Genomic DNA, 25617 nt, shown 5'->3' with positions numbered 1-25617 from the left:
CGGTCGGATACGAGGAAGGGAAAGTTCCGGCAGCGCGCCAAGTATGAGCCAGCTCACGAATCGCCCCGCGGGCGGCCCGTCAGACGGTGCCGGCGCTCATGCCGCCGGAGATGGTCAGCGCTTCGCCGTTGAAGTGCCTGCCGTGGTCGGACACCAGCAGCAGGACCGCGTCCGCGACCTCGGCGGGTGCGATCAGATCACCGTTGGGCGGACCCGAGGCGAACATCTCCATCACGTCCTCGCGGGTGGGATTCTCTTTGTCCGGCAACATCATTTGGTATGTGGCCGGGTTCTGGATCATGTCGGTGTCCACTCCGGCGGGCAGTATCGCGTTGACGGTGATGCCGTGCTCGGCCACCTCCAGCGCCAGCGACTTCACCAGACCGAGCACGCCCCACTTCGCCGCCGCGTAATGGCCGGCGTTGCGCACGCCCATCCGCGCCACTATGGACGAGGTGGCGACGACGCGACCCCAGCGGCGCTCGATCATGTGCGGCACCACCGCGCGGCAGCTGTGGAAGACGCCGCCGAGGTTGACCTCGATCATGTCCTGCCACATCTGCTCTCCCATCTCCGCGAGCGGCGAGTTGGAGGCGATGCCCGCGTTCGCGATCAGGATGTCGATGTGACCGAAATCATCGATGGCGCGCTGGGCGACCGCGTTCATCTCGGCCTGGCTGCGCACATCGGCCCGCAGCGGCACACAGCGCCGCCCGGTCTCCTCCACCAGCTTCGCGGTTTCGGCCAGGTCGTCGGGGGTGGCGAGCGGATAGTGCAGGCCGGCGATCTGTTCGGCGATATCGCAGATCACGATGTCCGCGCCCGCCGTGGCCAGCGCCAGCGCGTGCGCCCGGCCCTGACCTCGGGCACCGCCCGTGATCACCGCTACCCTGTCGTCCAGTGTCCCCATGCCGGGCCCCTCACCAGATCGGTATTGTTCGGCCGCCCCTCATCGTTGCACGTCCGCCCGGGGCATCGTTGTCGTTTTCCGTCCGTCGTCCGGAAAACCGGACGAAACGTTCTGGGTCGATGCAGCGACGAAGGGAGTGCGTTGTGCGCAGCAGCATCAGGCGATCGAACTCGCCGACCGCACAACGCTTCGGCGCGCGGCCCAGCGCGCCCACAATGGTCCCAGGGGGCCAGATGACCGATTGTGAGTACTGCACCGTGGATCTCGACCAGCTCGTTCGACCACTCGGCACCACACCGATCGACCACGACATCAGCGTGGCCAGCGCGCTGGCCAGCCCGCTGCTGCGCAGATTGATCCACACCGCGGTCGGTCTCTCGACCGACTCGATCGATCTGCTGGCCACGATGACCGATCGGCTGCGCGCCGTCGAAGGCATCATCATCCGCGACCCACTCGAGCTCTGACCGCTCGTCGATGCCGATGGCCTATCGCCACCGCGTCCCGCCGATCGCTCCCCTTGACAGCAAATACCAAGCAAGAGCCCGCTATTCGCACTCCTGCCGCTAACCTTCGGCAAAGTCGATCAAGAGGTGGCGTGAGACCGCCGTCACATGGTTACGTTGACTCAGGCCGGTCCCGCCGGCCGTAGGTGAACCCCGGTTCGGGAGGTGGCGGCGGCCGTGAGTGTGACGCAGACCGAACAACTTCAGGCGACTCGACCGTATCCGGCCCGCACCGGGCCGAAGGGTTCCTACCTCTGGAAGATGATCACGACCACCGATCCCAAGGTGCTCGGGGTCATGTACCTGGTCACCGCGATGACCTTCTTCTTCCTCGGCGGCCTGATGGCACTGCTGATGCGCGGCGAGCTGGCCCGGCCCGGGTTGCAGTTCCTCTCGACCGAGCAGTACAACCAGCTGTTCACCATGCACGGCACGATCATGCTGCTGTTCTACGCGACGCCGATCGTGTTCGGTTTCGCAAATGCCGTGCTGCCCTTGCAGATCGGCGCGCCCGACGTCGCCTTCCCCCGCCTCAACGCGTTCAGCTACTGGCTGTATCTGTTCGGCGCGAGCATCGCGACGGCGGGTTTCCTCACGCCGGGCGGGCCCGCCGATTTCGGCTGGACCGGTTACACGCCACTCAGCACCTTCGAGCACGCGCCCGGCGCGGGCGGCGACCTGTGGATCATGGGGTTGATCCTGTCCGGCCTCGGCACCATCCTCGGCGGCGTCAACATGATCACCACGATCATCTGCCTGCGCGCGCCCGGCATGATCATGTTCCGGATGCCGATCTTCACCTGGAACATCCTGATCACCAGCATCCTTGTGCTGCTTGCCTTTCCGATCCTCACCGCGGCGCTGTTCGCGCTCGCGATCGATCGGCACCTCGGCGGGCACATCTACGACACCGCCACCGGCGGCGTGCTGCTGTGGCAGCACCTGTTCTGGTTCTTCGGCCATCCCGAGGTGTACATCGTCGCGCTGCCGTTCTTCGGCATCGTCACCGAGATCTTCCCGGTGTTCAGCCGTAAACCGCTGTTCGGCTATACCGCGCTGATCTACGCGACGATCTCGATCGGCGCGCTCTCGGTGGCGGTGTGGGCGCACCACATGTACGCCACGGGATCGGTACTGCTGCCGTTCTTTTCGCTGATGACCTTCTTGATCGCGGTACCGACGGGGGTGAAGTTCTTCAACTGGATCTTCACGATGTGGCGCGGTCAGTTGACCTTCGAGACACCGATGCTGTGGTCGCTCGGGTTCCTGGTGACCTTCCTCTTCGGCGGTCTGTCCGGGGTCATCCTCGCGTCGCCGCCGCTGGACTTCCATGTCACCGACTCGTATTTCGTGGTGGCGCACTTCCATTACGTGCTGTTCGGCACCATCGTGTTCGCGACATTCGCGGGGATCTACTTCTGGTTCCCGAAGATGACCGGCCGGATGATGGACGAGCGCCTGGGCAAGTGGCATTTCTGGACCACCTTCGTCGGGTTCCACCTGACCTTCCTGGTGCAGCACTGGGTAGGGGCCGAGGGCATGCCGCGGCGCTACGCCGATTACCTGCCCAGCGACGGATTCACCACGCTCAACATGATTTCCACGATCGGCGCGTTCGTGCTCGGGGCGTCGATGCTGCCGTTCATCTGGAATGTGTTCAAGAGTTATCGGTACGGCGAGGTGGTCACCGTGGACGATCCGTGGGGCTACGGCAACTCGCTGGAGTGGGCCACCACCTGCCCGCCGCCGCGGCACAACTTCTACGAGCTGCCGCGGATCCGGTCCGAGCGTCCCGCCTTCGAGCTGCACTACCCGCACATGGTCGAGCGGATGCGCACCGAGGCGAGTGTCGGATGGAGCGGCGGGCATCGCAGCACCGCACTCGTCGAAGATCGTGCGGTCACCCAGAAAGTCGAGTTGACCAAGCGCGAACCAGGCAGCGGGGCCGATTGATCGTTGCCAGAACGGCAACAGGAGTTTGCCAATAGCGCCCCGCGCGGGGATCGTGGTGGACATGACCGAGACACACAGCCACGGCGTCGGCGCACATCAGGCCGGTGACACCGTCGAATTCTGGGAGAACTTCTACCAGGAGCGCGAGCGCGTCTGGTCCGGCAATCCCAATTTCTTGCTGGTCCGCGAGATCACCGGGGTACCCGCGGGCACCGCGCTGGATCTCGGCTGCGCCGAAGGCGCGGACGCGATCTGGTTGGCCCAGCGGGGCTGGCAGGTCACCGGCGTCGACGTGTCCGAGACCGCGCTCGGCCGGGCCCGCGCGCACGCGGCCGAGCTCGGCATCACCGGAATCACCTGGCAGCAGGTCGATCTCGCGCACTCCTTCCCGGCCGGGACCTTCGACCTCGTCTCCGCCCAGTACCTGCACTCGCCCGTCGCGCAGGCCGACGAGCGCGAGCGCATCCTGTCCCGCGCGGCGGGCGCCGTGGCCCCCGGCGGCCTACTGCTCATCGTCGGCCACGCGCATTGGCCGAGCTGGGTGACCGAACCCCCGGCCGATATCCACTTCCCCACCACCGCTGAGGTACTCGCCGGTCTGCGCCTCGACCCCGCCGAGTGGACCGTCGAACGCGACGACCTCGCCGAGCGCGACCAGCCGAGCCCCGAGGGCGTACCCGGTACCCGCCAGGACAACGTCCTGCTCATCCGCCGCCACTGAGCCCGGACAACCAGTCAGGAGGCGTCGCCGAGTTCGTCGATATTGGCGAGAATCTTTTCGTGCCAATCGATCTCGGCCTGGATGCGCATGACGGCGTGGTCGACGACGAGATCGTCGACCACGCTCTGCTCGGGCCAGCGCCGCTCCAGGTGATGCGCGATCCGGGAGCCGTGCGCGCGGAGCGCGGCAATGCGGTCTTCGAGGTAGCCGCGCAACAGCTTCCGATCGAGGTCGGCACTGACCGCCAGTGCGAGATCGACCGGGTCGGGCCGGATATCGACCTCGGTGAGCGCTTCGTCACGTAGTGCGCGCAACTCCCGCAGGCCCTCGTCGGTGATCTCGTAGACGGTCCGAGCAGGCAGTGCGCCGGGTTGCTCGGTCCGCAGCGGACGGATCAGGTTCTCGTCCGCCATTCGATGCAGCGCCCCATACAGCGAGCCCGGCTTGACCCGCGACCACAGTTCCGCGCGATCCAGCCGGGCATCGCGGCGCAACTGATGACCGTGCATCGGGCCGCTCTTGGCCAGCGCGGCAAGCACGAACAGACGAGTCTCGTTCACCCTTCTAGTCTGTCACGACTACTCGTATTTGAGTACTCTGATCGACATGGCTGTTCGACCGATCCTGATTGCCGGTGACCCGCGACTGACCACACCGGCCCGGCCGGTGGCCACCTTCGACGCGGAACTTGCCGCCTTCGTCGACGACCTGTTCGCGACCAATACCGCCGCCAACGGCGCGGGGCTGGCCGCGAATCAGGTCGGCGATCCCCGGGCGGTATTCGTCTACGACCTGGTGGACGGCTCGACGCGGTATCGAGGGTGCGTCGTGAATCCGGTGCTGGAGACCTCGGCGATCCCGGAGACGATGCCCGATCCCGACGACGATCTGGAGGGTTGCCTCTCCGTGCCCGGCGAATGGTTTCCGACCGGGCGGGCGCACTGGGCTCGCGTCACCGGAGCGGATATCGACGGCGCACCGGTCACCGTCGAGGCGACCGGCTACCTGGCACGGTGCCTCCAGCACGAGACCGACCACCTCGCCGGACACCTCTACCTCGACCGGCTCATCGGCCGGAATCAGCGGGCGGCGCGACGAATGATCAAGGACCGCAAGTGGGTTCGGCCTGGACGGAGTTGGCTGCCGGGATAGGTCCTGGCTCGCAATCCGGTCGGATGCCTCCGCGGTTCAGCTCGTCGCCTGGCAAGGCGGAGCAGGAGCCCGGCGGCGAGCTGGGCCGTGGCGGCGCCGGAGGCGACTTCGAGTCAGGCCTAGGCGTCGGGCGCGTGGGTTCGCGTGGTGGCGAGAATCGTCCGGGCGACCAGGGCCGGGTCGTCGATCATCGGGACGTGGCCGACCGCGGGGAGCAGCTCGAAGTCGGCCTGGGGCAGGCGTTCCCGGGCGATCTTGCCGTTGACCTCGGGCGGCAGGATGACGTCGCGGCTCGACCACGCCAGGGTGACCGGGCACGGCAGCGGATCCAGCGGGGCGACCTGCTCGCCCGTGCCCAGCAGATCGTCGGTGACCGCGCAGTCGAGCAGGTCACGGGCCGTCTGCACGGCCGCACTCGGCGTCAAACGGTCTGCGCGGCAAGCGATGTCGCGCATCCCCAAGCGGCGGACCAGCGGCACCTGGAAAGCCAGTGGTTGCACCGTGCGGGTGAGCCGGGTGAGCGCGGCCAGCCTGCGCAACTTCGTCACGCCCGCGGATTGCGCGTGCGTGCCCGCCGTCCAGAACCCGGCCGGCGACAACGCGCACACACTGGCCGCCCGGCCACGCCGGGCGAGTTCGATCGCCATCCAGCCGCCGAGCGAGTTCCCGGCCAGGTGCGGCCGGTCCAACCCGAACTCGTCCAGCATGCGCTCGGCGCCGTCGACGAGATCGGCGACGGTGGCGGGCCGCCGCCGCGCGGGTGGGCCGCCCCGGTGCCCGAGCGCCGTCAGCGCGAAGACCTCGTGGTGGGGTGTGACCAGCGGGATGACCTCGTCCCACACCCGCGCCGACATGGTGACGCCGTGAAGCAGGACGAGCGGTGACTTGCTGGAGGCCATGAGCGAGTCTCGCACGGACGGCGCGCCTGCGGGGAACCGGCAATCAGGCAGGTACCCGGCGGGCCGCTCAGTCCGCGGTACACAGCAGATACTCAGCGAGCTCGCAGCTCGGACTGGATTTCGGCGGTCATCCTGGTGGCCATGATGGGTGATACCCGTGCCCGGAGCACGCGGGCGCAGCGCTCGGCGTGGCACTCGTGAAGCTGCGCGCGCACCTGACCCGGCGGCTGTCCGCCGTACCGTTGCGGATCGGCTTGGTAGTCGCGGTGCTGCTGCTGACGACCACCGCGTTGCTCGCCTCCGGTGTGGCGGTGACCTCGGGGCTGAGCCGCTCGTTGACCGAGCGCACCGACGAGCAACTGCTCGACGCGGCGCATTCCTGGGCCGAGCCACGGCCGATGAAGGTGGTGCTCTCCGATCAAGGTGCGGTGCAATGGATTCCGGCCGACGCGCCGGCGCAACTGCCGGCGCCCCGCTCGATCGGCGATCAGCCGCGCCGGTTCTTCGAGTTGCGCAAGGGCGCCGGGGGACAGATTTACACGAAACCCGATGGCGGCGGGACCAATTCCGGCGCGCCGGAGCTGCCGACTCAGCTCGGTGACACGCCGACCACCGTGGGATCGACCGGTGGGTCGTCGGTGCGTTGGCGGGTCCTGTCCGTTTCGAACGAATACGGCTCGACCATCATCGCCTTGCCGCTGACTGACAACCAGGAGACCGTTTCCCGACTGATCTTCTTCGAACTGGCCATCGGGACAACGGCTTTGGTCGCGCTCGGCGTGCTCGGCTACCTGGTGATCCAGCGCAGCCTGCGGCCGCTGCGCGCGGTGGAGGACACGGCCGCGGCGATCGCGGGCGGCGACCTGCACCGGCGGGTTCCGGTGCAGAACGTGGACACCGAGGTCGATCATCTGGCGCGCTCGTTGAACGAGATGCTGGCACAGATCCAGTACGGCGTCGCCGCCACCGAGGCGTCGGAGGAGGCGGCGCGGCGCTCCGAGGCCAGGATGCGCCGCTTCATCGCAGACGCGAGTCACGAGCTGCGCACGCCGCTGACCACCATCCGCGGCTTCGCCGAACTGTATCGGCAGGGCGCGAGCAAGGACGCCACCATGGTGGTCGGCCGGATCGAATCGGAGGCCGAGCGGATGGGGCTGCTGGTGGAGGACCTGCTCCTGCTGGCTCGGCTCGACGAGAAACGGCCGCTGGCGCGCCAACCGGTGGATCTGCTCGCGCTCGCGGGCGACGCGGTGCACAGCGCGCAGGCCATGGCTGCCCGCCAGCACGCGCCGGACACACCGCAGCGCCGCATCGGCCTGGTGATCGAACCGGGCGAGGGCACCCTCGATGTGCTGGGCGACGAGCCGCGACTACGCCAGGTGCTGGCCAATCTGCTCGGCAACGCCCTGACCCACACCCCGCCCGCCGCCGCCGTCGTCGTCCGGCTCACGCCTTGCATCGACGAGGTGCGTCTCGACGTGATCGATTCCGGGCCCGGCCTTTCCCCCGAGGCGGCCGCGCGGGTGTTCGAGCGCTTCTATCGCACCGACGCCTCCCGGACGCGAGCGAGCGGGGGCACCGGTCTCGGTTTATCGATCGTGCATGCGCTGGTCGCCGCGCACGGCGGGCGCGTGAGCTTGGACAGCAGTCCGGGAGAAGGGGCCACGTTCACCGTGTTCTTACCGCGCAGGCCGTCGGCCCCCTAGATCGGCCCGCGCACAATGGGTTTCATCGCCGAGCCGCGACGAGCACGTCGTCGAGCGGCGGGCTCTGCGGCACCGCGCCCTCCTCGATGAACCACTCCCACCGCATGATCCGGCCCAGCATCCAGGTCGGCATCCGCAGCAGCAGCTTGGCGATGGTGGCGAAACCACTCGTGCCCGCGAGCACCGAGCGGTGCGCCGCGAGCGCGGTCTGGCGCTGCCCCGCGAAGCGGCGCACATCGATGCGGTGGGTGATCTCGGCGGCCGGACTGTACACGGCACCCCATCGGCCGAGGTTGCTCCGGATGCGCAGTGCGGTGAGCAAACGCGCTATCCGCAGCGCGTTTTCGCGCGGCATGGTGGCTTGCAACACCCGCACGCCCGCCAGTTCCGCCGCCCGGCTGCCTACCTCGCTCACCCGCACATGATCTCGGTGGCCGTAGCCACCGTTGCGGTCGTAGCTGAACAGGACCTCCGCCGCTTCTTCGCGCAGGATCGCGGCAAGCCGCGCGGCGGCCTCCTCGGGATCGGCTCGGACGAAGCGGGTTCGGTCGGCCGGGTCCGCGTAGAGCACCGCGCCGTGCCCGCTGTCGGCGTAACCCAGGTGCACGACCCGCTCGACCCCCAATACGGCTGCGCTGGCGGACAATTCGGCCAGCCGCGGCGCGGGTCCGTCGAGCGTGGCCAGATGTCCATCGGTCGCGACGACGAGCACGGTGCGGTGCCCCGCCGCGGCCAGCTTCGCCAGTGTGCCTCCGGTGAGCAGGGTTTCGTCATCCGGGTGTGCGTGCAATGCCACGACGGTCGCCATCGGACCAGTCTGGCAGCAATCGGTCAGCGCAGGATGAGCAGCAACAGCGCCTTCTGCACCGTGTCGAAGATCCGGGCGACGGTGATCGCGATATCGACGGTACCCATCATCACAGGCTCCCTTTCCGCAGGGACGAACAAGCCTCGATGTACCAATTCAAGACCTGGCGTCGCGAATTAGGAAGGGGTACGGGTGTATCTGCCGCGGAATCGGTGCGCTACATGCCGACACACTCGATGATCGGCGCGGGATAGTCGGCGGGATCGATGTTCTCGCGCCACGGAGTGTGGATCGCGGCACCGGAAAGATGGGCGAGTTCAGGCAGCCAACGCCGGACGTAATCACCGTTCTCGTCGTAGCGTTTGGCCTGCCGGAGGGGGTTGAGCACGCGATTGGGCCTGGTGTCGGTGCCGGTACCGGCGACCCACTGCCAGTTGAGCTGGTTGTTCGCCAGATCCGCGTCCACCAGCCAGTGCAGGAAGTGTGCGGCGCCGACGCGCCAGTCGATGCGCAGCGATTTGGCCAGGAAGCTGGCGGTGATGAGCCTGGCCCGGCCGGGCATCCAGCCTTCGGCCTGCAACTGGCGCATGGGTGCGTCGACGATCGGGAACCCGGTGCGGCCGTCCCGCCACGCCGCGGCGGCCTGCGGATCCTCACGCCACTCGCCCGGGCGGGGCCGATAGTCCGACCACGCGATATCCGGCCTGGCCGCGAGCAATTGGTGATGGAAGTCGCGCCAGGACAGCTGCCTGGCGAAGGCGTGGCCGCCCGGGGTGGACATATCGACCCGGTGCACCAGCTCGACCGGCGAGACGCAGCCGAAGTGCAGATACGGCGAGAGCCGGGAGGTGGCATCGGCGGCGAGGTCGTCGTTGCGCTCCTCGTAGTTCTCGATCGGACCGGACAGCCAGTCCCGCACGATCTTTCGCCCCGTCGTCTCGCCGCCGACGGCGAGCTGCGGGGAGGTCGGGCCCGCGCAGAGGTCCTCGGGTTCGGGCAGCGGATCGCTGCGCACCGGCGGCATGGTGAGTTCGCGCGGCTTGCCGAGCGGTTTGCGCTGGTGTGCCTCGGTCCAGCGGCGGAAATACGGTGTGAAGACGGCGAAGTGGTCGCGCCCGGTGGACGGGACGAGCACCTCGGGATCGGCGGCGGTGATCGAGGCGGCGTGGCTGTGCAACAGACAACTGCGCTGCGCCAACCGATCCCGCAGCGCCTGTTCCCGCCTGCGGCTGTAACCGCTGACATCGGCGGCGATGTGCACGCTGTCGGCATGCACCTCCTCGGCCACCGCGGCCACCTGTTCGACGACATCACCGCGCCGCACCACCAGCTTGCCGCCGATCGCCCGCAATTCGGCGTCCAGTTCGCCCAGCGCGGCGGCCAGGAAACGCGCCCGATTCGGGGCCGCGAACCGGCCGCCGGCGATCGCCTCGTCAATCACGAAAAGCGGTACCACCGAGGCACCTTCGCGATGTGCCGCGGTGAGCACCGGGTTGTCGCGCACCCGCAGGTCGCGCGTGAACAAAGCGATGGTGACGGTCATCTGCTCCTCTTCGAGTGCTGAAACGAATGCGGTCCGGCGCCCGGAAGGGTGGCGCCGCGGTGCGACGGGCGGCTCAGGCCTGCGACCCTCGACGCGACCCTCACGAGCGCCGGACCGGAGGTCACACTGTGCAGAGCGGAACGATTCCGGTGAAACCACCGGTGCTCGGCGAGGTCAGGTATAGGCACGGATCCTGGCCTGCCGCAACGATTCCCGCGCGCACCCCGGACCAAGCCGCGGGGTCGAGCCGGGTGTCACGCGCGAGCACGAAGCCGGACAGCCGGCTCGGGTCGGTGACCACCGCCCACGAGTAGTCCGAGGCGAGCGCCGTCACGATATAGTTGGTGGGTCCGTCGAGCCGATCCTGGGTGGGCACGCCCGGAAAGCTCACGTGCAGTTGCGCGTTGGTGGCACGGTCGTTGACCGTCGCGGTGCCCGCGATCTCGTTGTTCCCGTTCGTCCAGGTGGTGCACGTGTTGCGCACCGCGACGTTGCCTTGCGCGTCGAGCGAATAGTTCGCCTTGGTGTCGCGGGCGCAGGCGAGATTGAAGTACTGCGGGACCGCCGCGAGTTGATGCCAGGTACCGAGGTACTGATTCAGATCCAGCGAAGGCACCGGCGCCGGCCCCGCGACCGGCGCGGCCTGCGCACTACCCACCGAAAGAACCGCGGCCGCGAAACCGGCCAGAACCATGGAAAGACGTACCGAATGCCGCTTACTTCGAGATGTCACACGAACTCCTCGGTTATCGACGATATCCGCCATCCTATCGCATAACGATGCAAAACCGATTCACTATCCCCCGATCGCGTCGAGAGGGGTCGTGCTCGCCTGTCCCGCGGCAGGTCCACGCGGACGTGCCGGTCCGCTGCCGCCTCCGGCCCGACGGCCGGATACGGCGTGGCGGCCGCGAGGTCCCGCCGTGATGGGCGGGGTGTGCGGCAGTCGGCGATCGAGCCCGCGGGCTGTCGCCAGGATGAACCCCCGGCGAGACGCCGGGTCCGTTGTCGAGTGTTCCCTCGCCGAGGTCTATCAGAGCCTGGGCCGCGCCGCTCGAGTGTTCGCCGATCTAACCGGCAACACCCCCTTGGCAGCGTTGGGCAGGCGCAGCGTGACGAAGCCGTCGCGAGTGCCGCGAGCTGGGGCTGCGGGGGTGGCGACCGTCGCCGCCGTATGGCGGTGAGCACGGTGGGCGAGCCGCCGGACACTCCGCGCGACGGCGCGACGGCCGGGCGTGGTGAATCGGGTGCGGCGGGGGAGGCAGAATGAGGCGATGACCGCCGGTTCTGCTCACGCTTCCGACGCGGCCGGCTACACGGTCCGCGCGGTAGCCGAGCGACTCGGCATCCCGACGGCGACCTTGCGGAGCTGGAACCGGCGCTACAACATCGGCCCGCCGCAACACCGGCCGGGCAAGCACCGCCTCTACACCGAAGCCGATATCGCCCAGCTCGGCCGCATGCTGACGCTCATCCAGGACGGCGCGACTCCGGCGGGGGCGGCCGCGGCGGTGCGCGGTCCGGCCCCGCGCCTGGGCGATCGCTATCCGTTGCTCGCCGCAGCCTTCATGCTCGAGACCCGCGCGGTATCGGATCACCTGGAGGCCCACTTCCGCGCCTACGGCGTCGCCGATACCTGGGATCGCTTGTGCCGGCCCGCTTTCGCCGACATCGTCGACCGGCAGGGCGCGGGCGAGCGCTGCATCGATGTCGAGCACCTGCTCTCCTGGTGCATCACCTCGGTGCTGCATCGCACCAACCCGCCGCCGGTCGCGCCCGCTACCACGCCGGTGGTGCTGGCCTGCACCAGCGGCGAAACACACGCGCTCCCGCTCGAGGTGCTGCGCGCGGCACTGGCCGAACGCGAAATCGGCGCCCACATGCTCGGCGCGGACGTACCCACCGGCGCACTGGTCGACAGCCTCGCCAGGCACACCCACCCCGCCGCCGTGGTGCTCTGGTCCCAACAGGAATCGACCGCACTGACCTCGGCGGTCCGAGCCTGCCGCGAGGCCGGCGCCCGAGTCTTCGTCGGCGGCCCCGGCTGGGACGCCGTAATCCTGCCCGACTCCGCCCACCGCGTCGCCAGCCTCCTCGACGCCGTCGAAAAACTGAGCTGAGCGGCCGCCGCGCCCTCGCCAACCCGTCGACCGCGCGTGCCGCGCCGCCGAACAACGGGACTGACTGGGCGGCGCGACCCGTGCCGAACTCACCACCCATCCGCGGGGCGCTCCGAAGCGAATCCTTCGGGTGCGCCCATGCCCCGACCGCGCGTGCCGCGCTGGCGCTTCATCCACTGAGCCCTGGGGTGCACGTCGGACTAAACGATGCATAAACGACGCAAATACGATTGCCGCGACATGCGGTGGACAACTGCAGGCAACCCCCGGCCGCGATACATCCTCGCGTCCATTTTGTCCGTTCTGCGGCGCCGAACGGCGCAGGCTCCGGACCCACCCTGGCGACGCGGACAAGATGACCGCGCAGGTTGTCCGCACCCGGATTCACGGCGTTCGCCGGTTCCCGCGGCGTCACGAATTCAGCTGCTGGTAACCGGCCGATCTTCGCCGCCTCGATGACCGGGCGTTGCCATTCGGCCACCGTCCGTATCATCCTGCGCGCGACAGTGGCAATACCCTTTGCCGCACTTGTGGTCTCGGTGCGCATGCGTAGGCACGGCGTGCAGCTCTGGGCACGTGGCCTGCCACTCGTCCCTCAGCCCGCCGAGCACCTCGAGGAGTATTCGCGGTGAGCATCCGATCCCACGTCGCGGCACTCCCCGCGACCGCATGGCCCGATATCGAGCGGGTACCCGCCGGCACCCGCGCCGCGCTCGCCGCGGCGGTGGCGGACAAGCTGTTCCGGCGCGCAGTGCGCGCGCTGCCGCTCCTTGTCGAGTATCCGGACGGGCGCACGCTCGGCCGGGGCGGCCCGGACGCGCCCCGGCTGATCCTGCACCGCCCCGATGATTTCGCCACGCGGCTCGGTGTCGGCGGCCTGATCGGTTTCGGCGAGGCCTATATGGCCGGCGACTGGTCCGCGCCCGATCCGGCCGCGACGCTGGCAGTGTTCGCCGCGCACATCGACACCCTCGTCCCGGCGCCGCTGCGCGCGTTACGCCGCTGCTACGTGGCCAGACCTCCGGCCGCCGAACGCAACAGCGAGTCGAACACCCGCGGCAACATCGCCAGGCACTACGACCTGTCGAACAATCTCTTCGAACTGTTCCTCGACGAGACCCTGACCTACTCCAGCGCGCTGTTCCCGGCCACCGCGCCACCACCACGCTGGGCCGATCTCGCCGCCGCTCAACGCGCCAAGATCGATCGGATCCTCGATTGCGCCGGAGTCGGCCCGGGCACCCGGCTGCTCGAAATCGGCACCGGCTGGGGCGAATTGGCGCTGCGCGCGGCCGCCCGCGGGGCGACGGTGCGCTCGGTGACCCTCTCGACCGAGCAGCGCGCGCTCGCACTGGACCGGATCGCGGCCGCGGGGCTTTCCGAGCGCGTCACCATCGATCTGCTCGACTACCGCCGGGTGCACGGCGAATACGACGCGGTGGTGTCGGTCGAGATGATCGAGGCCGTCGGCTACGAATACCTGGAAACCTTCTTCGAGGCCATCGACCGGGTGCTCGCGCCGCACGGACGCGCGGTGATCCAGGCGATCACCATGCCGCACCACCGCATGCTCGCCACCCGTCACACCTACACCTGGGTGCAGAAGTACATCTTTCCCGGCGGCTTCCTGCCGTCCACCCGGCTGCTCGCCGACGTCGCCGCTCGCCGCACCACACTGGTTGTGCGCGAACAACTCTCGATGGGCGAGCACTACGCGCACACGTTGCGGCTGTGGCAGCAGCGGTTCAACGCACGCACCGAGCGGGTCGCCGAATTGGGCTTCGATCCGGTCTTCCGGCGGATGTGGCGGCTGTATCTGGCGCATGCCGAGGCCGGGTTCCGCTGCGGCTACCTCGATGTGCACCAGATCCTGCTGACCCGCGACGCCGCGGTGTGACGCGCGGGCGAATTCAGCTACGGCCGAGTAGATGTCGCAGCGCGGTCCCGAGATCCGGTGTGCGGAAGCGATGTCCGGCCCGCTCCAGCGCGGCGGGCAGCACGCGCTGACTCGCGGCGGCCAGTTCGCGCGCACCCTGCTCACCGAGCAGCAGCGCCGGGCCGAACTCGGGTACCGGGAGCAACGCGGGCCGGTGCAGTACCGCCGCCAGCACGTGGGTGTATTCACTGTTGCGCACCGGCTGTGGCGCAACGGCATTCACCGGCCCGGACAAGGTGTCGTCCCAGAGGGCGCGGTGGTAGATGTCCACCAGGTCGTCGATGCCGATCCAGGACAACCACTGTTCACCGTCGCCGATCCGGCCGCCGAGGCCGGTCGCGAACAGGGGCCGCAGCAGCCGCAGCGTCCCGCCGCGCGGCGACTGCACGATCCCGGTGCGCACGGTGACGACGCGGACCCCGCCCTCGCTCGCGGCGCGCGTGGCCGCCTCCCAGTTCTCGACCACGTCGGCGAGGAAACCGCCACCGCGCGAGGCGGTTTCGGTCAATCGCTCGTCTCCGCGGTCGTAGCCGTAGTAGCCGATCGCGGACGCGCTGACGAAGGCCGGGACGCCGGCCCGAGCCGCCAGCGCCGCCAGCCGCTCGGTGGGCCCGATGCGGCTTTCGACGATGGCCTTCTTGTGCTCGTCGGTGAACCGGCCCGCGATCGAGGCGCCCGCCAGATGGATCACCGCATCCACACCGTCGAGCAGATCCGGCGCGGGATCGTCCGGTTCCCATTGCCTTTCACCCGGCCCGGGTGAGTGCCGGACCAAACGCACCACGGTATGACCGCCGGTGGACAAGAAGGCGGTGAGCGCCGTACCGACCAGGCCGGAGGCGCCGGTCACCGCGATCGTGCGGGCCGTGAATCCCGCGCGCGCCGCCTCGCCGTGCGCGGCCAGGTCGTCGGTCAGCTGCCGGTAGCGGTAGTCGAACATCGGCCGCAGCGCGAAGGCCGGGACCGGCGTCGCGACACGGTCCACCACCCTGGTGTGCGTCTCGTCGACGACCTCGAAATCGTGCGTGTGCCGCCAGCGCAGCAGCAGGCCCGCCGGCCAGGACGCGATCCCGGCGACGGCGATCCGGTCGACGAACCGCTGCGGTGGGTCATAGCCGTCCGGGTCGTGCCGGGCCACCCAGCGCAATCCGCCCGGCAAGCCGAGCACGGCCTGGCCGCTCGCCAGCGAATCGGCCTCGGTCAGCACCGAGGCCGGCTGCCACGGCGGTGCCAGCCGGGCGAACGCACCTGGTCGGGCATGCCACGCGAAGACTTCGGAGCGGGGTGCCGCAACGACGGTCGAACACTCGATGCCCATGCCTCGACTCTAACGAGGTCCTGCCGCATTGCAACGTTCATGCATCGTTGATCGCAAACTTTCGAGCAGACAGAACAATCGCGCCATGACCGATGCGATCGGTCGGGAGCACTGCGGCGCCGGCGGCCTCGAACCCCGGCTTCGGCGGCGCCCGGTTCGACCGCCCGGCCGGAACCGGGCGCCAGAATTGGAACTTGTTCTACCATGGGTCGAGTCAATGCCGACATCGGAGGAATCGCCATGCCGTTGGAACCCGCGGCCGCGGAGCTGTTGACGGCCGTGCAGGCGTCACCGCGCGCGGTGGCCGCGCACGACAAGTCCGGGTGGGTCGCGCTTTTCGCGGACGACGCCGAGGTCAACGATCCCGTCGGGTCGAGTCCACATGTCGGCCGGCCTGCCATCGAACGGTTCTACGACACCTTCATCGGGCCGAATTCCATTGCCTTCCTTGTCGATCGCGATATCGTGGCGCCGCCGACGGTGGTCCGCGATCTGACCATCCAGACCACGATGGCGACCGGCGCCCGGGTGTCGGTGCCGATGCACCTGCGCTACCAGCTCACCGAGCAGCACGGCGAGTGGAAGATCGCGCACCTCGCCGCGCACTGGGAACTCGGCCCGATGATCGGGCAACTCCTGCGCACCGGGCCGCGCGGAGTGGGCGCGGGGCTGCAACTCGGACCGCAACTGATCACCAACCAGGGAGTCACCGGAGCGCTCGGCATGATGCGGGCACTCGGCGGCGTCGGCACGGCGGGCAAGCGCACGGCGGCACGCCTTTTCGCCGCCGCGGGCAGCACCGATATCGCCCGCGTCCGCGGTCTGCTCGGCCATTACGCCGTCGTCGAATTGCCTGCGGGCACACCGGTTTCGCTCGAGGAGTTCACGAACCGGGCGCGAAACATGCGGTGGAGCAAGCTGATCGCGGCGGGCCGCACCGTCAGCGCGAGCGTCCGGATCGGCGAAGCCCGCGGTGTCGTGTTCGTCGACTTCACCGCGGGCTCACCGCATATCGCGTCCGTGCGCTTCTTCCTCGATCAGCACTGACTCGCGTCAGGCGAGCTGGATCGACTTCTCCGGTTGCGCCGCAACGGGTTCGGCGGCAGCGGGGAACTCGGTCCAGCCGGGCGGCCCGAAGATGTAACCGAGGCGGCCACGCCAGGTGCGAGCGCCGCGGACATCACGAACCAGCCCGGCCAGCTCGTGATAGTTGACCTTCAGCGGATTGTCGGTGCCGATGTTCTTGGTGAGGCCGTAGCGGATCGGCTCGGACTCGGCGGCGAAACTGCCGAACATGCGGTCCCAGACGATGAGGATGCCGCCGTAGTTCTTGTCGATATACGGCTGGTTGGAGCCGTGATGGATGCGGTGGTGCGCCGGGGTGTTGAACAGGAACTCGATCGGGCGCGGCAGGGTCTTGATGCGCTGGGTGTGGATCGGGAACTGGTAGAGCAGGCCGATGCTCTGCAGCACGAAGATCATCCAGGCCGGAAAACCGAGCAACGCCGCGGGGACCCAAGCCAATCCGCGCAGCAGGGTGGCCGCCGGGTGCAGCCACGGCAGGCGGATCGCCGTGGAGAGATTGAAGTACTCGCTGGAATGGTGCACGCTGTGCGCGGTCCACATGATTCGGACCCGGTGATCGGCACGGTGCGCCCAGTAGTAGCAGAAGTCGGTGACGACCAGGCCGAGCACCCACACCCACCAGGACTTCGGAGACAGGTGCAGCGGCGTGATCGCGGCCGCGCCGACCACGGCCGAGAACGGCAGCACGTACTGCATCAGTGGCTTCACCAGCCTGCCGAGCGTGAACGTCGCCACGTTGGACACGGTGTCCCGGCCCGCCCCGGCGTTCTCGGCACGGTCGGGATCACGGCGATATGCGATCCACTCCACCGCCATCAATATCGCGAATGCCGGAATGGCATAGCTGAGCAACTCCACAGAATTCACGACGCCACCTCGCCGACCCTCGGCCACACTCGACGCTCGATCATGAGATCTCCTTCACCGTCTGCTGTCGCTTTTCGACGATACGACCGCTGGCCTGCGTAAACATCGCGCCGACGAGGGAGGCGAGATCCCTCCCGCGGGGGACGCGACGTGGCCGTTTCGCGGGCACAGTTGCGTAGGCACAGCGGCGGGCCTGGCTACGATCGGACGCTGGATCAACACGAAGGCGGTGGCGAACTGTTGGATGTGAGCAGGTCACTCGCCCGCCAATCGGTCATCGTCGCCGTGGCGGCCGCGGTGGTCGACGCGACGGTGCTCGGGTTCGGCGGCGTGTTCGCGGTCGCGCCGTGGCAGACCGCCGCCGCGGTGACCTGCATCGTCGCGGCCGACCTCGCCCTGGCCGCGCCACCGCGCACCGCGGGCGTGGTCGCGCTGGTCCACGTCGTGGTGCGGTTGCTCGCCACGCTGCTGCTGATCCATCACGGGTTCGGACCGCGCTTCGCCGATGTCGGCTTCCTGGTCGCCGGGTATCGGGCGGGCGCCTGGCTGGCCGGTTCGACATCGGTGCTCACCATGCTCGCCCTGTGCGCGGGCGTCACTGTCGCACGCCTGCTGGCGCGCGGCGGCGCTTCCGTCGATTGGCTCCTGCTACTCGCCGGAACGATTTCGGCCGGGTGCGTGCCCTGGCTGGTCGGCCGGTACACGGCGGCGCGCGGCGCGTATATCGCCGATCTGGAGCAGCGCGCGAAACTGCGTCAGCAGGAGCATCAGGTCGCGCTGGAACGCGTGGTGACCGAGGAACGCGCCGCCATCGCGCGCGACCTGCACGACGTGATCTCGCACCACGTCAGCGCCATCGGTATTCACGCGGGCGCAGCCCGAATGGCCTTGGCGGGCACCACGAATACGGCCGCGACCCGCTCGCTCACGGCCGTGGAGTCGAGTAGCCGTGCGGCGATGGAGGACCTGCGCCGCCAACTGGATCTGCTGCACGGCCGCGACGACGACGGCCAGCGGCAACCGGGGCTGGCCGATGTCGACCGGCTCGTCGAGCACGTCCGCGCGGCCGGGTTGACCGTCGCGGTGAGCGTGACCGGTCCTGTTGTCGCACTACCGGATTCGCTCGACATCACGCTCTACCGCATCGTGCAGGAGATGCTGACCAACGCGCTGCGCCACGGCGACGGCGCACAGGCGCGACTGGAGGTGAGCTACCGTCCCAAACGAGTCACCATCCGCGCGAGCAACCCGCTGCCGCACCCGCCTGCGATCTCCGACAACGCGGCGCCTCGCGGCCTCGGTGGCATGCGCAGGCGCGCGGAGCTTTTCGACGGCAAACTGGAGTACGGCCCGGACCAGGACGGAACGCACTGGCACACCGAGGTTTCCGTGGCGATCGGAGGATCGTGAACAACCAGATCCGCGTGTTGATCGCCGACGACCACAGCATGTTCCGCTCGGGCCTGCGCGCCGTGGTCGACAGCCAGGACGACCTCGACTGTGTCGCCGAGGTGAGTGACGGCCGCACCGCCATCGCCGAAACCGCCCGGCTGCGACCGGATGTCGCGATCCTCGACGTCCGGATGCCCAAGCTGGACGGCCTCGCGGCGACCGAGGCCATCGTGGCGGCGGGCGGCACCTACGTCTTGGTGCTCACCACCTACGACAGCGACGCCAACCTCTACCGGGCGCTACAGGCGGGCGCGAGTGGCTTTCTCTTGAAGAGCCTGCCGCCGGAAGAACTCCTCGCGGCCATCCGCATCGCCGCCCGCGGCGACGCGCTGATCGATCCCTCGATGACCAAGCGCCTGGTCGCCCGGTTCGCGCACAGCATCGCTCCCCCGCAGACCCCGCCGGAGGTGGCGCAGCTGACCGCGCGCGAGCTCGAGGTGCTGCTCTTGCTCGCCGACGCGCGCAGCAACGCCGAGATCGCGAGCACGCTCGGGGTCGGCGACGAGACGGTCAAGACGCACGTCTCGCGGGTGCTGGCCAAGCTCGGGGTGCGCGACCGCATCCACGCGGTGGTCTACGCCCATCAGCACGGCCTGGTCCCGCGGCACCCGCGGTGACTGCCGTTTCCGGCACGCCCGTCCGAGATCTCCGCAAATCAGGCAGGGGGACAGTACCGTTTAGCAGACTGCTTGGTCTACTTCGATGGATGGAGCCGCAATGCGTTGTGTTCGCGCCCGGATTGTCGCCACGGTCATCGGTGCCGCGCTGCTCCTGCCGGGAGCCGGTGTCGCGCTCGCCCAGGACCGCGGTGCCACCGACGCGACCACCCGCAACGCCCTGATCGAGCAGGCGCAGCAACGCACCGACAGTGCTCAGGCCCGGGAGCGAGCGGTCCGTCCCGGCGGGGCCGCGGCGGCGCCGAAGGCGAAACCCGGCCTGCACAGTGACACCGCGACGACCACCGTCGAAGCGGCGCGCGCCGCGGCGGACGCCGCCAAGGCCGCCTACACCGCCATCCTCGCCGCCGAGAAGGCCACCGACAGCCTCCTCGGCGTGCTCGAAGCCGAGCGAGCGGTGCGCGCGGCGGAGCGGGCGGCCGCCGCACCCGATGACGTCGACCTGGCCCGAGCCGCCACGGCCGCGGAATTCACCGCGACCGCGGCGACCGGATTGCGCCGGCGCTAAGCACCCGTCGGCGGTGCGGCCGCCGTCGTCGCGGGATCGATGACACCGAACGCCTCGCCCTGCGGACCCTGCAGCACACTCATCCGCCCGAACTGGCTGTCATCGGGCCCCATCAGGACCGTGGCGCCCAATTCGGTCGCTTTGGCCAGGGTCGCGTCGGTGTTGTCGACCTGGAACCAGGTCAGCCAGAACGACGGAGCATCACCGGGCGTCTTACTCGCGTCGTTGACCCCACCGACCGGATCGCCTTCCGGCGTCAGGCCGAAGGTGGAGTAGACGAAGTTGCCGTCACCGATTTCGGTGTAATGCCAACCGAATACGGCCGCGTAGAACTCCTGCGACTGCTTATAGCGGTCGGTGTGCAGCTCGTTCCAGCAGTAGGCGCCGTCTTCGTTGCAGATCTCGGCGCCGTTGTGCGCCTTGGCTTCCCACACGCCGAAGACCGCGCCCACCAGATCCGCGGCGATACACATCCGGCCGGCATCCAGCACATCGAACGGCGGCATGACCACCGAACCGCCTGCCGCGGTGATCTTTTCGGCGATCTCGTCGGCGCTGTCCGCGGCGAAGTAGGTGGTCCACACCGAGGGCATCGCCATGCCCGCAGGCTTGGGTCCGATGGCCGCGGCGGGCTTGCCGTGACGTAGCGCCATCAGATATCCGCCCGCGTCCGGCGGGCTGTCCACGACTTCCCAGCCGAACAGATCGCCATAGAATTCGCGGGCGGCTGCGGTGTCGTCGACCTGACTGTCGACCCAACACGGCGTTCCCTGCGGCCAGCTTCCTTCATGAGTGGGCATGTCCGTGGCCTCCTTGACCTCGGGTTGCTGCGACGTGGCCGGGGCGGCCCGGCGCACGGCAAGTCAACCACCAGGCCGCCCCGCCGGGCAGCGGAATCCGCTGTTGTGCACCCACTGTCGGAGTACAAACGGCACAAATCCCTGATATGACGCGGATTAGTTGCCGCAAGGGGGGTTGATCAGGAGTATGGCGGCATGACAACTGCTTCCGATGTCGGGCGCGAGCGGCTGCGTCTCGACGAACTGCCGGTTCGTCCCATCCATCGCAAACTGGTTGTCCTCGTCGGCGCGGGGTTGTTCTTCGACCTCTACGAGCTGTTCCTCGCGGGGACCATCACCGGCGTGCTGAAGCAAGAACTGCATCTGTCCACCTTCCAGCTCAGCGGCATCGTCGGGTCGGCGTTCGCGGGACAGTTCCTGGGTGCGCTGGTGATCGGCCGGTTGTCCGACGTGTTCGGCCGGCGCCGGATGTTCATGATCAACATCGCGCTGTACTCCGGCTTCACCCTGCTCGGCGCGTTCAGCCCGAACGTCGCCTTCCTGATGGCGACCCGGTTCCTGGCCGGGCTCGGTATCGGCGCCGAGATGACGGTCTCCGATACCTATTTGTCCGAAGTCGTTCCGCCACAGGTGCGTGGCCGCATGATCGCCACGGCCTACACCATCGGCTTCTGCGCCGTGCCCACCGTCGGATTCCTCGCCAAATGGCTGGTTCCGTTGCAGCCCTTCGGCGTCGACGGCTGGCGCTGGCTGTTCGTGATCGGCGGGCTCGGCGCCGCGGTGGTGGTCGTCGCGCGCCGGAACATGCCCGAATCGCCACGCTGGCTGGCCCGGCAAGAACAGAAGGAGGGCGCGCTGCCCTTCCGCGCGATCCTGCGGCCGCCGTATCGCGCACGCACCACGCTGTTTTCGGCGGTGATGATCCTGCAGGTCTTCGGGTACTACGGTTTCGGCACGCTGGCCGTACTCGTGTTGGACCGCAAGGGATTCGAGGTGGTGACCTCGCTGAGCTACCTGGCCATCACCTATCTCGGCTATCCGCTGGGTTCACTGCTCGCCATCCCGCTGATGGAGCGATTCGAACGAAAACATCTGGTGATGGGCACCGCCACCCTGATGGCGGTGTTCGGGTTGGTCTTCGGCTTCGCCACCAGCGTGCCGCTGATCCTGCTCTCCGGCGCGCTGTTCACCATCACCAGCAACGTCTTCTCCGACGCCATCCACGCCTACCTACCCGAATCGTTCCCCACCGCGGTGCGCGGCACCGCATCCGGCGCGACCTACTCGCTGTCCAAAGTCAGCACGGCGCTGCTGCCTTTCCTGCTGCTGCCGCTGCTCGATCGTCCGGGCGGGCCCGGCCTGGTCTTCTCGGTGATCACCGTGGCCCTGCTCGCGATGGTCACCCTGGTCGGGGTGTGGGGGCCGCTCACCGGCAGGCACGCGTTGGACGATTAGCGCCGATCACTGTGCGAGCGTAGGGGTTCGGCGAATCCACTGCGGTGCGTCCAGTTCGGCGGTGATGAACCGGGCCAGGTCGGTGCGCGAGAGTTGCCGACCGTCGCTGGGGTTTTCGCCATCCTGGACGCGACAGGTGCCGGTCGGCAGAGCATCGGTGAGACGGGCAGGGCGCACGAAAGTCCAGTCGAGGCCGCTGTCCCGGACGATCGTTTCCATCAGGCGCATGTCGCCGTAGAGCTCGCGCATCAAGGTTCTCGCCACGAGGCGATACCAGAGCGGTTGGTTCAGATCGTCACCGCGGACACCGCTGGAGGTGATGGCGATGAGGCGGTGCACGTCCGTCTCGCGCATCGCCGACACCAGGGCGCGGGCGCCCGCCGAATACAAGCCGTCGGCGTGCCGGCCGGACGGTCCGATCGCGCTGACCACGACGTCGTTGCCCGCCACCGCGGCCCGCACACTGTCCGGGTCGCGGATGTCGGCGCGCACCACCCGGAACGGTCCCGACAGCTTTGCGGGATTTCGCACGGCGGCGGTCACCGTGTGCCCGGCGTTGTGTGCCTCCGTCGCGATGTGCTGTCCCGCCCGGCCAGCGGCGCCGAATACCACCACATTGCTCATGTTCGACCTCTCGTATCGCGATCACCGATCGTAACGATCACTGATCGTTCAGAACGATGGTCGTCGCGAGCACTGTTTGTCAAGCTAGGATTCGCGCATGCCCCGCCTCAACCCGCGCACCAGCCCCGCCAAGGCACCGCTCAGCCTCGACGCAGTCGTGCGGGCCACCCTCACGCTGATCGACGAATCGGGTTGCGACGCCGTGAGCATGCGCCGGGTCGCGCAAGCCCTCGACACCGGGTCGGCGTCCCTCTACGTCTACGTGCACGACCGACGTGAGCTGATGCTGCTCGCCCACGATCTGGCCGTCGCCGCCGTCGAACTCCCCACCGAAGCCGACGGCGATTGGCGCGCCCGCCTCGAACTCCTCGTCCAACGCACCATCGCCGCCCTCGCCATCCACCGCGACCTAGCCGCCCTCGGCTTCACCGAAGCCCCCACCGGCCCCCACTTCCTCCGCCTCATCGAAGAAATGCTCCGCCTACTCCGCCAAGCCCTCCCCGACCCCTCCTGCGCCTGGGCGGTAGACCTCCTGGCCCAATACATAGCCTCCGCCGCTTTGGAAGCAGGGTTCCGCACGGAAGGAGGCTCGGACTTTAGTTCCTACTCAAGTTCGAGTTCGGGCGCGGACCCACTGCCCGGCCCCGGCTCAAACCCCGGCCCGAACCCCGACTCCGGCCCGGACCCCGACTCCGGCCCGGGCTCCGACTCTGGCTCTAAGTCCGACCACGGCTCGGGCTCGAGCGCCAGCGTGAACTCCTCCCTCAGCGCGAGCTCGGGCGCGAACACCGGCACGAGCTCAAACTCCGGTTCCGGAACACGCGCGGGCTCAGACGCGAGCGAGGGCGCTAGTTCCGGAGCGGGCTCATTGTCCAGCCCCGGCTCGAACACCGGCCCGGACTCCTACTCCGACTCGGGCTCTAAGTCCGACCACGGCTCCGCCTCGAGCGCCAGCGCGAACTCCCCCCTCAGCGCGAACTCGGGCGCGAACACCGGCACGAGCTCAAACTCCAGCTCCGGAACACGCGCGGGCTCAGACGCGAGCGAGGACACGAGTTCCGGCGCGGGCTCATTGTCCAGCCCCGGCTCAAACACCGGCCGGGACTCCGACTCCGGCTCCATGTCCGTTAAGGGCTCCGGCGCAAGCGCCAGCGTAAACTCCCCACTCAGCGCGAGCTCCGGCTCGAACACCGGCACGAGCTCAAACTTCGGCGCAGGCACGAGGGAGGGCTCAGACGCGAGCGAGGGCGCGAGTTCCGGCGCAAGCTCCATGTCCGGCCCCGGCTCAAACGTCGACCCGGCCTCCAACTCCGACAACGGCTCCGCCTCGAGCGCCGACATGCACTCCGGCCCCAGCCCGAGCTCGAACATCTACGCGGGCTCCGGCTCAAGTTCGGGTTCGGGCTCGGGCTCGGGCTCGGGCTCTGGCTCTGGCTCTGGCTCTGGCTCTGGCTCTGGCTCTGGCTCTGGCTCTGAAGAGAAAACCAGGGCTCATCTCGATGCGACCTACGCCGCCCTCCCCGCCGACGAGTACTCCACCATCCACGCCCTTGGCCCCCTCCTCACCACCGGCGGCCCCAACCGCGCCACCTGGAAACTCCGCGTGATCATCGACGGCCTGCTCGCCACTCCTCCGCCCACATAGCCTTGCCACCCAAGCAGTTTCGGGTCGACTGGACGATTGATCACCAGGTAATGGTGTTGCAGGCCTCTCGCACGATGCCGCCAGGATTACCTGGTGATCAATCGTCCAGCAAGACTGCGGCGGGACGCCGTCGGCGCGTCGAGGTCTGCGTCCGTAGTTGCGGCTGACGGCCAGGGTAGAGCAGCCGTCACCGCGGAATCTGCCACTGCCTCAATGACACCGAGATACCGAGCGGGAGTTCCGCCAGAGAGGGTGCCGAAGACCCGGCCTCGTATCACTTGCGGGGAGCAGCAGGCCTTCGAACAGGCTGCGTTGTTCGTCGGACAGCGGCGGGGTCGAGTGGCGCGGCAGCCCCAAGTCGGTACTGCCGTGCCGGGTAATCGGCGGGTTGTTGTTCGGGCTGCTCAGAACCGCTTCCACACCCCACAGCCCGCACATCAGGGCTTCCATCGAGTCCTCGCCCAGGCCGAATCCGTCGAACGGTTCGACGCTGCGCCCCAGTCCACCGATCCGCCAGACGCAACGCCAGCATCCGTTGACGTCGTCGTAGACGGGCTGATCGACTTCGACCGTCACGGGCACCCCGTTGCGGTCATCGAACTTGCGGCTACCGATCAAGGCAGAGGGTGCGGATCCAGCACTCGCCACGATCACCGATCCTATGCACCAGGCCCGGTCCCGGACACCGACTCGCGATTACTACTGGACGATTGATCACCAGGTAATGGTGTTGCAGGCCTCTCGCACGATGCCGCCAGGATTACCTGGTGATCACCCGTCCAGCAAAACTGCGGCGCGTCGGCGCCGCACGGGCACCCGAAAGTCCACTGCACCAACTCCTTACAACTCGACGTCACGCACCACGCAAGCGCCGCCCGCTCCGCGTATGGCTTCCCGCACCATTTCCATGTTCTCGCACCCGCTTCGGCGT

Annotated in this window: 26 protein-coding genes and 1 pseudogene; 14 read left to right on the top strand and 13 right to left on the bottom strand. The window is 68.5% G+C overall.

The annotated features are described in order from the left end of the window. Positions 1 to 79: 79 nt before the first annotated feature. Positions 80 to 910: a mycofactocin-coupled SDR family oxidoreductase gene (locus NVU01S_RS13485; protein ID WP_043671249.1), complete on the bottom strand. Its 831-nt coding sequence runs from the start codon at positions 908 to 910 to the stop codon at positions 80 to 82. A gap of 233 nt (positions 911 to 1143) precedes the next feature. Between NVU01S_RS13485 and NVU01S_RS13480 the strand changes: the two genes are divergently transcribed. The 3 genes from NVU01S_RS13480 (at position 1144) to NVU01S_RS13470 (ending at position 4090) form a co-directional block, all read left to right on the top strand. After that, entirely contained in the window at positions 1144 to 1377 is a 234-nt protein-coding gene (locus tag NVU01S_RS13480; RefSeq protein ID WP_156161591.1) for a hypothetical protein, read from the top strand. A gap of 216 nt (positions 1378 to 1593) precedes the next feature. Then, positions 1594 to 3369, top strand: coding sequence for an aa3-type cytochrome oxidase subunit I (gene ctaD, locus NVU01S_RS13475; protein ID WP_209444806.1), 1776 nt, complete (start codon positions 1594 to 1596; stop codon positions 3367 to 3369). A gap of 61 nt (positions 3370 to 3430) precedes the next feature. Then, positions 3431 to 4090 carry a class I SAM-dependent methyltransferase gene (locus NVU01S_RS13470; RefSeq protein ID WP_043671528.1) on the top strand — a complete coding sequence of 220 codons (660 nt, stop codon included), beginning with the start codon at positions 3431 to 3433 and terminating at the stop codon, positions 4088 to 4090. Positions 4091 to 4104: 14 nt separating this feature from the next. Here NVU01S_RS13470 and NVU01S_RS13465 read toward each other — a convergent pair whose 3' ends face one another. Further along, positions 4105 to 4650 (bottom strand): PadR family transcriptional regulator, encoded by a 546-nt coding sequence (locus NVU01S_RS13465; RefSeq protein WP_014987692.1) that lies wholly within the window; start codon positions 4648 to 4650, stop codon positions 4105 to 4107. A 46-nt stretch (positions 4651 to 4696) separates the two neighbouring features. On the opposite strand from NVU01S_RS13465, the gene NVU01S_RS13460 reads away from it, so the two are divergent. Continuing rightward, on the top strand, positions 4697 to 5242 hold the full coding sequence (locus tag NVU01S_RS13460; RefSeq protein WP_043671244.1) for a peptide deformylase: 546 nt from the start codon (positions 4697 to 4699) through the stop codon (positions 5240 to 5242). Positions 5243 to 5361: 119 nt separating this feature from the next. On the opposite strand, the gene NVU01S_RS13455 is transcribed toward NVU01S_RS13460, so the two are convergent. Beyond that, complete coding sequence (locus tag NVU01S_RS13455) at positions 5362 to 6141, bottom strand: alpha/beta fold hydrolase (protein WP_043671241.1); 780 nt, start codon at positions 6139 to 6141, stop codon at positions 5362 to 5364. Positions 6142 to 6338: 197 nt separating this feature from the next. On the opposite strand from NVU01S_RS13455, the gene NVU01S_RS13450 reads away from it, so the two are divergent. Further along, positions 6339 to 7847, top strand: coding sequence for a sensor histidine kinase (locus NVU01S_RS13450; protein WP_052280657.1), 1509 nt, complete (start codon positions 6339 to 6341; stop codon positions 7845 to 7847). 22 nt (positions 7848 to 7869) lie between these two features. Here the strand turns inward: NVU01S_RS13450 and NVU01S_RS13445 are convergent, their stop codons facing one another. The 3 genes from NVU01S_RS13445 to NVU01S_RS13435 form a co-directional block, all read right to left on the bottom strand. Then, positions 7870 to 8655, bottom strand: a complete 786-nt coding sequence (locus NVU01S_RS13445) for a PIG-L deacetylase family protein (RefSeq protein ID WP_043671235.1) — start codon at positions 8653 to 8655, stop codon at positions 7870 to 7872. A gap of 217 nt (positions 8656 to 8872) precedes the next feature. Next, positions 8873 to 10198, bottom strand: a complete 1326-nt coding sequence (locus tag NVU01S_RS13440) for a cryptochrome/photolyase family protein (RefSeq protein WP_043671232.1) — start codon at positions 10196 to 10198, stop codon at positions 8873 to 8875. Between the two features lie 121 nt (positions 10199 to 10319). Further along, on the bottom strand, positions 10320 to 10892 hold the full coding sequence (locus NVU01S_RS13435) for a lipocalin family protein (protein ID WP_043671229.1): 573 nt from the start codon (positions 10890 to 10892) through the stop codon (positions 10320 to 10322). A 580-nt stretch (positions 10893 to 11472) separates the two neighbouring features. Here NVU01S_RS13435 and NVU01S_RS13430 point away from each other — a divergent pair. The 3 genes from NVU01S_RS13430 to NVU01S_RS13425 all read left to right on the top strand — a co-directional run bounded on the left by NVU01S_RS13430 (position 11473) and on the right by NVU01S_RS13425 (position 14215). Continuing rightward, positions 11473 to 12318, top strand: a complete 846-nt coding sequence (locus NVU01S_RS13430; protein ID WP_043671226.1) for a MerR family transcriptional regulator — start codon at positions 11473 to 11475, stop codon at positions 12316 to 12318. Between the two features lie 455 nt (positions 12319 to 12773). After that, on the top strand, positions 12774 to 12950 hold the full coding sequence (locus NVU01S_RS45435) for a hypothetical protein (protein WP_373864200.1): 177 nt from the start codon (positions 12774 to 12776) through the stop codon (positions 12948 to 12950). Then, positions 12947 to 14215: an SAM-dependent methyltransferase gene (locus NVU01S_RS13425; protein WP_043671223.1), complete on the top strand. Its 1269-nt coding sequence runs from the start codon at positions 12947 to 12949 to the stop codon at positions 14213 to 14215. The genes NVU01S_RS45435 and NVU01S_RS13425 overlap by 4 nt, the downstream gene beginning before the upstream one ends. Positions 14216 to 14228: 13 nt before the next feature. Here NVU01S_RS13425 and NVU01S_RS13420 read toward each other — a convergent pair whose 3' ends face one another. After that, entirely contained in the window at positions 14229 to 15572 is a 1344-nt protein-coding gene (locus NVU01S_RS13420; RefSeq protein ID WP_043671221.1) for a TIGR01777 family oxidoreductase, read from the bottom strand. Between the two features lie 240 nt (positions 15573 to 15812). Here NVU01S_RS13420 and NVU01S_RS13415 point away from each other — a divergent pair, with 240 nt between their 5' ends. Continuing rightward, positions 15813 to 16619 (top strand): nuclear transport factor 2 family protein, encoded by an 807-nt coding sequence (locus tag NVU01S_RS13415; protein WP_043671218.1) that lies wholly within the window; start codon positions 15813 to 15815, stop codon positions 16617 to 16619. Between the two features lie 6 nt (positions 16620 to 16625). Here NVU01S_RS13415 and NVU01S_RS13410 read toward each other — a convergent pair whose 3' ends face one another. Continuing rightward, on the bottom strand, positions 16626 to 17525 hold the full coding sequence (locus NVU01S_RS13410) for a sterol desaturase family protein (protein WP_307681869.1): 900 nt from the start codon (positions 17523 to 17525) through the stop codon (positions 16626 to 16628). A gap of 246 nt (positions 17526 to 17771) precedes the next feature. Here NVU01S_RS13410 and NVU01S_RS13405 point away from each other — a divergent pair, with 246 nt between their 5' ends. From NVU01S_RS13405 to NVU01S_RS13395, 3 genes are all read left to right on the top strand, one after another. Then, the gene (locus NVU01S_RS13405; protein WP_244467260.1) at positions 17772 to 18935 is read left to right on the top strand and encodes a sensor histidine kinase; all 1164 of its coding nucleotides are present in this window, start codon (positions 17772 to 17774) and stop codon (positions 18933 to 18935) included. Further along, complete coding sequence (locus tag NVU01S_RS13400; RefSeq protein WP_082032068.1) at positions 18932 to 19594, top strand: response regulator; 663 nt, start codon at positions 18932 to 18934, stop codon at positions 19592 to 19594. The genes NVU01S_RS13405 and NVU01S_RS13400 overlap by 4 nt, the downstream gene beginning before the upstream one ends. Before the next feature lie 100 nt (positions 19595 to 19694). Then, entirely contained in the window at positions 19695 to 20162 is a 468-nt protein-coding gene (locus NVU01S_RS13395) for a hypothetical protein (protein ID WP_043671212.1), read from the top strand. Here the strand turns inward: NVU01S_RS13395 and NVU01S_RS13390 are convergent. Beyond that, complete coding sequence (locus NVU01S_RS13390) at positions 20159 to 20962, bottom strand: VOC family protein (RefSeq protein ID WP_043671519.1); 804 nt, start codon at positions 20960 to 20962, stop codon at positions 20159 to 20161. The two genes, NVU01S_RS13395 and NVU01S_RS13390, sit on opposite strands and share 4 nt — an antisense overlap. 195 nt (positions 20963 to 21157) lie before the next feature. Here NVU01S_RS13390 and NVU01S_RS13385 point away from each other — a divergent pair, with 195 nt between their 5' ends. Then, on the top strand, positions 21158 to 22417 hold the full coding sequence (locus NVU01S_RS13385) for an MFS transporter (protein WP_043671209.1): 1260 nt from the start codon (positions 21158 to 21160) through the stop codon (positions 22415 to 22417). Positions 22418 to 22423: 6 nt separating this feature from the next. Here NVU01S_RS13385 and NVU01S_RS13380 read toward each other — a convergent pair whose 3' ends face one another. Next, on the bottom strand, positions 22424 to 23041 hold the full coding sequence (locus NVU01S_RS13380; protein ID WP_043671206.1) for an NAD(P)-dependent oxidoreductase: 618 nt from the start codon (positions 23039 to 23041) through the stop codon (positions 22424 to 22426). Between the two features lie 79 nt (positions 23042 to 23120). Then, the gene (locus NVU01S_RS44820) at positions 23121 to 23417 is read right to left on the bottom strand and encodes a hypothetical protein (protein WP_244896309.1); all 297 of its coding nucleotides are present in this window, start codon (positions 23415 to 23417) and stop codon (positions 23121 to 23123) included. Here NVU01S_RS44820 and NVU01S_RS44815 point away from each other — a divergent pair. Continuing rightward, positions 23325 to 23561, top strand: a pseudogene (locus tag NVU01S_RS44815) (TetR/AcrR family transcriptional regulator C-terminal domain-containing protein); the annotation flags it as partial. The gene NVU01S_RS44820 and the pseudogene NVU01S_RS44815 overlap by 93 nt on opposite strands. Before the next feature lie 383 nt (positions 23562 to 23944). Here NVU01S_RS44815 and NVU01S_RS44180 read toward each other — a convergent pair. Next, entirely contained in the window at positions 23945 to 24412 is a 468-nt protein-coding gene (locus NVU01S_RS44180; protein WP_063048116.1) for a hypothetical protein, read from the bottom strand. Positions 24413 to 24896: 484 nt separating this feature from the next. Beyond that, complete coding sequence (locus tag NVU01S_RS13360; protein ID WP_373864199.1) at positions 24897 to 25334, bottom strand: DUF6968 family protein; 438 nt, start codon at positions 25332 to 25334, stop codon at positions 24897 to 24899. Between the last annotated feature and the right edge of the window lie 283 nt (positions 25335 to 25617).

The sequence above is a fragment of the Nocardia vulneris genome (assembly GCF_001613425.1).
GTDB lineage: Bacteria > Actinomycetota > Actinomycetes > Mycobacteriales > Mycobacteriaceae > Nocardia > Nocardia vulneris.
Note: the sequence above shows the minus strand (reverse complement) of the source record. Positions and strands in the feature narration are given on the sequence as shown.

Bases quoted from the DNA above. Each gene is read 5' to 3' on its own strand.
- NVU01S_RS13485 (WP_043671249.1), bottom strand. From the start codon at position 910: ATGGGGACACTGGACGACAGGGTAGCGGTGATCACGGGCGGTGCCCGA.
- NVU01S_RS13480 (WP_156161591.1), top strand. From the start codon at position 1,144: ATGACCGATTGTGAGTACTGCACCGTGGATCTCGACCAGCTCGTTCGA.
- NVU01S_RS13470 (WP_043671528.1), top strand. From the start codon at position 3,431: ATGACCGAGACACACAGCCACGGCGTCGGCGCACATCAGGCCGGTGAC.
- NVU01S_RS13460 (WP_043671244.1), top strand. From the start codon at position 4,697: ATGGCTGTTCGACCGATCCTGATTGCCGGTGACCCGCGACTGACCACA.
- NVU01S_RS13455 (WP_043671241.1), bottom strand. From the start codon at position 6,141: ATGGCCTCCAGCAAGTCACCGCTCGTCCTGCTTCACGGCGTCACCATG.
- NVU01S_RS13445 (WP_043671235.1), bottom strand. From the start codon at position 8,655: ATGGCGACCGTCGTGGCATTGCACGCACACCCGGATGACGAAACCCTG.
- NVU01S_RS13440 (WP_043671232.1), bottom strand. From the start codon at position 10,198: ATGACCGTCACCATCGCTTTGTTCACGCGCGACCTGCGGGTGCGCGAC.
- NVU01S_RS13435 (WP_043671229.1), bottom strand. From the start codon at position 10,892: ATGGTTCTGGCCGGTTTCGCGGCCGCGGTTCTTTCGGTGGGTAGTGCG.
- NVU01S_RS13430 (WP_043671226.1), top strand. From the start codon at position 11,473: ATGACCGCCGGTTCTGCTCACGCTTCCGACGCGGCCGGCTACACGGTC.
- NVU01S_RS45435 (WP_373864200.1), top strand. From the start codon at position 12,774: ATGACCGGGCGTTGCCATTCGGCCACCGTCCGTATCATCCTGCGCGCG.
- NVU01S_RS13420 (WP_043671221.1), bottom strand. From the start codon at position 15,572: ATGGGCATCGAGTGTTCGACCGTCGTTGCGGCACCCCGCTCCGAAGTC.
- NVU01S_RS13415 (WP_043671218.1), top strand. From the start codon at position 15,813: ATGCCGTTGGAACCCGCGGCCGCGGAGCTGTTGACGGCCGTGCAGGCG.
- NVU01S_RS13395 (WP_043671212.1), top strand. From the start codon at position 19,695: ATGCGTTGTGTTCGCGCCCGGATTGTCGCCACGGTCATCGGTGCCGCG.
- NVU01S_RS13390 (WP_043671519.1), bottom strand. From the start codon at position 20,962: ATGCCCACTCATGAAGGAAGCTGGCCGCAGGGAACGCCGTGTTGGGTC.
- NVU01S_RS13385 (WP_043671209.1), top strand. From the start codon at position 21,158: ATGACAACTGCTTCCGATGTCGGGCGCGAGCGGCTGCGTCTCGACGAA.
- NVU01S_RS13380 (WP_043671206.1), bottom strand. From the start codon at position 23,041: ATGAGCAATGTGGTGGTATTCGGCGCCGCTGGCCGGGCGGGACAGCAC.
- NVU01S_RS44180 (WP_063048116.1), bottom strand. From the start codon at position 24,412: ATGTTCGAGCTCGGGCTGGGGCCGGAGTGCATGTCGGCGCTCGAGGCG.